Source organism: Nostoc sp., assembly GCF_036917515.1.
In the GTDB taxonomy this organism is placed as follows: domain Bacteria; phylum Cyanobacteriota; class Cyanobacteriia; order Cyanobacteriales; family Nostocaceae; genus Nostoc.
This window is the reverse complement of the sequence record NZ_JBALDE010000018.1, coordinates 1-5,207: the sequence shown is the minus strand read 5'-3', so window position 1 is coordinate 5,207 and position 5,207 is coordinate 1. Positions and strand designations below refer to the sequence as shown.

Sequence of the window (5,207 nt, the reverse complement as noted above, 5' to 3'; positions counted from 1 at the left end):
TGCGGATTAATCGCTTATTGCCATCAACCTAAGAAACCCAGCCTTCAGATGGAGTGGCTTTTATCTCAACCTGCTTAACCCGAACTCAGGTTAATTACGAATTACGTTAGCGCAGCGTTAGCGTAATTCGTTCGCGCAGCGTCTTGTAGAGAGCGTCCGCAGGAGCGTCATTACGAATTATTTAAGCGTGTGATTCACAAACTTGCTCGCTCCGCCATAATTGATATAGCCGCGTTGTAGGCATAGTCATATATAAAACATCACCAACACTGAGTTTAGTTTCTAATAAATCCCATCCATGAAAGCTTTGGTGGTTTGTTTCTACGTACAAAGGTACACAATCAGTGGACATGGCTACATCTTTTACCCACTGACCGTAAAAGACGTGTGAAGCTGTAATTACAGTCGCAAAAGCTACCCAAAGACTATCTGCTGTGATGCCATTACCGAGGATTCGTCCCCCTAGTGCAGCAGCAGCAAAAGCTGGGGCTGCCAGTTCAGCCGGACTCAATACGGCCTCGAAGCCAAATAGCTGTTGTGCTATGCCAGCAAAATCAGGATCGGCATAATTAACAATCACTGGAATGCTGGGTGTTAAACCTTTGGCTTTGAGGGCAATTTCCAGATTGGTAGCATCATTGTTAGTAACAGCAAGCACTGCGGTGGCAGACTCTATATTGCTAGCTTTGAGTATTGTGCGGAAGCTGGCATCGCCTTGAATGACGGGGATACCTAGTTCGCGGGCGGTATTGATATATTTGTTGTTGGAGTCGGGTTCAACTACTACAACTTCATATCCGCTGGCGTGGAGTTGCTGGACAATTCTCACCCCAATACCACTCAAGCCACAGACAATGTAGTGATATCGCTGGGGAATTCGAGCTGCATCCCAAAATTGCTTAAAGCGGCTTCCCAAGACAAAATCGGTGAGCATGGCATACCAAATACCAATCACCACTGCTCCAATCAGCATCATTACAACGGTAAAGAATTTAATACTGTTAGGAGCATTTTCTACTACTTTGTCATTACCACCCGCTCCAGTAATCATGCCGACAGAAAAATATAGAGCATCGACAGGAGACAAACTCAACTCAGCCGACATGTAGGTGAATGTAGCAATCAGAATAACCGCCAATAGTACAATAGCACCCACCAGTACCGATCGCCCGTGTTGCTGAAATAGCCTAAGATTAGTCAGGACTTTCAGCAGTTTTTTAATCAACGATCTCCGAGGAGAACGGATGCGGGGTTGGGTACCAATAATTAAGCGATCGCCCACTCTGATCTCTTGTCCAGATATCACAGCTGACACCAAATCCATCTCACCTTTTACTGGCAAGTAATAAATCAACATCCGCGATCGGTCTTCCCACAATTCACTCAGCTTTCGACCCTTCCAAAAGTGGTTTTCATCGATGTATTCTTCGTGAATCGGCCAAGTTTGCTCAAATAATTTAATTTGTCCAATCGCTCGGTTTCCCAGCGCTGCAAAGGTGAATACGGGTGCTGCTAATCCCACAACACTCATACTCAAATGGTCTGGCAAACTTTGATCTAGGCGCTCTCCTAAGTTTGTATTATAAAAACGGTTGATAATCCGAATCTGGGGATTCAGCACCCGCGCTTGCATCATAATAGACAAATTCAGAGCATCTTTAGATCCAGCGATTACTAAAGTGTGTGCCTGTTGAATTCCTGCTGCTGTCAAAGTAGAAGCTGCTTGTAAATCTCCAACAATCACATCTCCTGCGGTTTCACCAGGGATAGATTGGTGATGAATGCCAACAACGAAGGCTCCCTGGTGTCTCAGCAGACGAAAGATTTTATATCCGGTAAGTCCTAAGCCACAAACAATAATTCTAGGTTTCATGAAACGGCAGCATCTTTTACAGGTAGGGCTGCATTTCTAGTTAGTTATTAATAATCTTGCTCACTTTCCTGGAATATAACTGTAGCTGACAACACGATTGTTTCAATTGGGGGTAGGAAGCAATAACAATTCAAAATTGTACCCTTACAAGGAAGCAAGCTACGCTTAGCGTCTCGTAGAGAAGAGAGTTTCAGACAGGGATATAAAATAATCTAGAAAAATATGGCAATTTTTGTAGGTTGTGATACGCTATCTGCTTGAGAAGTGTGGAGGAGCCGAAAATGACTAAGCTGCGGGTAGGGTTACTGTTTGGCGGTCGTTCGGGAGAACATGAAGTTTCGATCAACTCAGCACGGGCGATCGCCAAAGCTTTGAGTGCAGAGGAAAATGCTAATAAGTACGAAATACTGCCTTTTTACATCCAAAAAGATGGTCGCTGGCTGGCGGGAGAAGCACCCGAAAAGGTTTTAGCAAGCGGCAGTCCGCTGCTGGAATCGGCATCAACTTCTGAGGGACATCTCACATCCAACCCTCAAGCCCAAACCCTGAGCAATTGGCAATCTCCCTCTCAAGTTTCCCAAGTGGATGTTTGGTTTCCCATTCTCCACGGCCCTAACGGTGAAGATGGGACAATTCAAGGGTTACTCACTTTGATGCAAGTTCCCTTTGTCGGTTCTGGGGTGTTAGGTTCGGCAATGGGAATGGATAAAATTGCGATGAAAATGGCTTTTGAGCAAGCGGGACTACCACAGGTAAAATACAAGGCGGTAACTAGAGCGCAGGTTTGGTCTAATCCTTGCGTATTTCCGAAACTGTGTGATGAAATTGAGGCAGTATTAGGTTATCCTGCTTTTGTCAAGCCTGCTAATTTGGGTTCATCGGTAGGTATTGCCAAAGTGCGATCGCGCCCAGAATTAGAAGCCGCTTTAGATAGTGCTGCCAGTTATGACCGAAGGCTGGTTGTAGAAGCTGGTGTCGTCGCTAGAGAAGTCGAGTGTGCCGTTTTAGGTAATGATCAACCTCAAGCCTCTGTCATTGGAGAGATTACTTATGACAGCGATTTTTATGACTATGAAACTAAATATACCGAAGGATTGGCAGATTTACTGATACCTGCACAGCTTCCAGATGCGATCGCTCGTCAAATCCAGGATATGGCTTTGCAAGCTTTTGCTGCTGTTGACGCTACGGGGTTGGCAAGGGTAGATTTTTTCTACGTGGAAGCAACACAAGAAGTATTGATTAACGAAATCAATACCTTACCAGGCTTTACTGCAACAAGTATGTATCCCCAACTCTGGGCCCATAGTGGAGTCTCCTTTCCAGAATTAGTCGATCGGTTAATTCAACTTGCTCTTGAAAGGCATTCTCCTCGCTGAGAGAAGAAATAAGCGAACTGATTTCAGATTATTACGGCAAAAAGTCATCATAAATACAGAACTTTGGCAAAATTTAGCCAGATTTTGTAGCATCTGTTTTACAAAAAAGTTACTTAAATCTAAATTTTGTTACGGATACCTGATGCTTGACTCCTCAAGTACAATTTATTGACTAGAGGGGTACAAATCTGAAAGTAATCATGGAAAAAAGTCAGAGTGTACAGCGCGAGCGAACCCAATTAAAAAGGGCTACTCCAAAGCTGACAAACAGGAAATCGAGACTAAAAAACAGCTCGAATGTTCTGATATATCTGGTTGCACATCATCCTTGGCTATTGTTAACCGGGTGTTTAGCCATGTTTATGGGAGGTAGTGCCTTTGCCTTATATAGTTTAGGTAATGCTGGGCCCGTGCCACAAGAAGAACCAGAAAAAATCCCAGTTATAGTTGAAGAACCAATCAGTCCGCCCTCTGTGAATAGCAATCCTACACCTTTATGGATGGTGGCTGCGATCGTCCTCAGCTGTGGTGGTGGTTCCTTGCTGATTTTCCGACTACTTAACCGCACAAAGCAACCGCAAAAACTTCAAAAACAGGTTAATCGCCGTCAGGTACGCGTGGCACAGAAGAATTACCAAAAATCGGCACCACAACTTCCCAAGAGCCAGCCAATTTTTGTACCACAACCACAACTAATGCCCGTTATGCAGATGCAACCTAAACCAAAGCATCTAGTAACTGTTCTACCCGCAGAACACAAGCACCACCTGGATACGCGCACAGAACCTTTAGCAGATTTGATGGACCTTCGTAAAAATAGTTCATTGTCTGCTATTTTACGTCAGTATTAATACTACTGTAAAGTAAAACCCCGTTAAATTAACACTTTTTGCCAATTAGCTTGGCTTAGATTTCCGACTTATTTAAGTAAGTCGGGAATCTTGTTTGTGTACGAATCATTTATTTGCTATGTAGCAATACGCTTGGGTTAAGCCTAAAAACCTTAAACTGCGTAGGTTATAGAGCCACTGCGCCCTTGCTTCCAACTTGTTCGCTTTTAGCGTTCTCGCTCTTTAAAAAGTGGTGTTTGAGGAACGTAGCTTGCTTCTGGAAAAGTTTGTTGGGTTGCGCTTTGCTTAACCCAACAAAGCAATTTTTCACAAAGCCAAGCGTATTGTGATGTCTAGCAGTTTAACTGCTTTAAAAAAGTTAGATATGAGCAATTAGGAAATTTAAAAACCTGCCAAAATGGCAACCAGCTTTTGATTAACCAAGTTAAATTGTATGAAGATAAACGACTTCATGGGTTAGATTATCAGGGACTACCAGGAAAGCAAGTTTTTTTGTAAAACACTATTTACTAAGTGATTTACAAAAACAAAAAGCTATATCTAACAACTATTTACAGAGTATTTATCTCAGTAAATAAATATTAATAATCAGATTTGGCATTTGCTGCAACAGGAATATTAAATGCGTGCAGACGTTGTTGTTGAACTACGCATTAGCCCTCAAATAGCGGGTAACGTCTGTATACATTCCTGTTCGCTTCAGCAGCAAATGGTAGAGTGGGAGTTTGAAAGCTGACTGATATGCTTCCTTCCACTCTCTTTTTATCGAAACAGAATTCAAGAGTCAGGAGTCAGAATTGAAGTCCAATGGTTACTGAGCTTGTCAAAGTACTAGCGAGGCTTAAACATTTTTGAGGGAGAAACAAGCCTCGAACCCATGCAGGGTAAGGGAAATACACCAAATGCTCAAAAATAGCCCAAACCCAGATATATCAAGAAACCAAGCAAAACGATGTCAAAGTCTTTCTGTATATGGATTTGAGGCTATTTTCTGCGTGTTTTTTGTCTAATACCAATTCTCTAAAATTGGACTACAGATGAGAGAATAAGAATAAACCAGATGAAGGATGAACAATGTCAGGGATATATCAGCTAGAAATTAAA

Annotated in this window: 3 protein-coding genes; 2 read left to right on the top strand and 1 reads right to left on the bottom strand. The window is 42.7% G+C overall.

The window, feature by feature from the left end; all coding sequences use genetic code 11:
• Nucleotides 1–181: 181 nt before the first annotated feature.
• Complete coding sequence (locus tag V7K89_RS01750; protein WP_335184029.1) at nucleotides 182–1,873, bottom strand: NAD-binding protein; 1,692 nt, start codon at nucleotides 1,871–1,873, stop codon at nucleotides 182–184.
• Nucleotides 1,874–2,154: 281 nt separating this feature from the next.
• Between V7K89_RS01750 and V7K89_RS01745 the strand changes: the two genes are divergently transcribed.
• Nucleotides 2,155–3,252, top strand: coding sequence for a D-alanine--D-alanine ligase family protein (locus V7K89_RS01745; RefSeq protein WP_335184028.1), 1,098 nt, complete (start codon nucleotides 2,155–2,157; stop codon nucleotides 3,250–3,252).
• A gap of 200 nt (nucleotides 3,253–3,452) precedes the next feature.
• On the top strand, nucleotides 3,453–4,103 hold the full coding sequence (locus V7K89_RS01740; protein ID WP_335184027.1) for a hypothetical protein: 651 nt from the start codon (nucleotides 3,453–3,455) through the stop codon (nucleotides 4,101–4,103).
• Nucleotides 4,104–5,207 lie beyond the last annotated feature (1,104 nt).

Coding starts and splice junctions, on each gene's coding strand:
- V7K89_RS01740 (WP_335184027.1), top strand. CDS start 3,453: ATGGAAAAAAGTCAGAGTGTACAGCGCGAGCGAACCCAATTAAAAAGG.
- V7K89_RS01750 (WP_335184029.1), bottom strand. CDS start 1,873: ATGAAACCTAGAATTATTGTTTGTGGCTTAGGACTTACCGGATATAAA.
- V7K89_RS01745 (WP_335184028.1), top strand. CDS start 2,155: ATGACTAAGCTGCGGGTAGGGTTACTGTTTGGCGGTCGTTCGGGAGAA.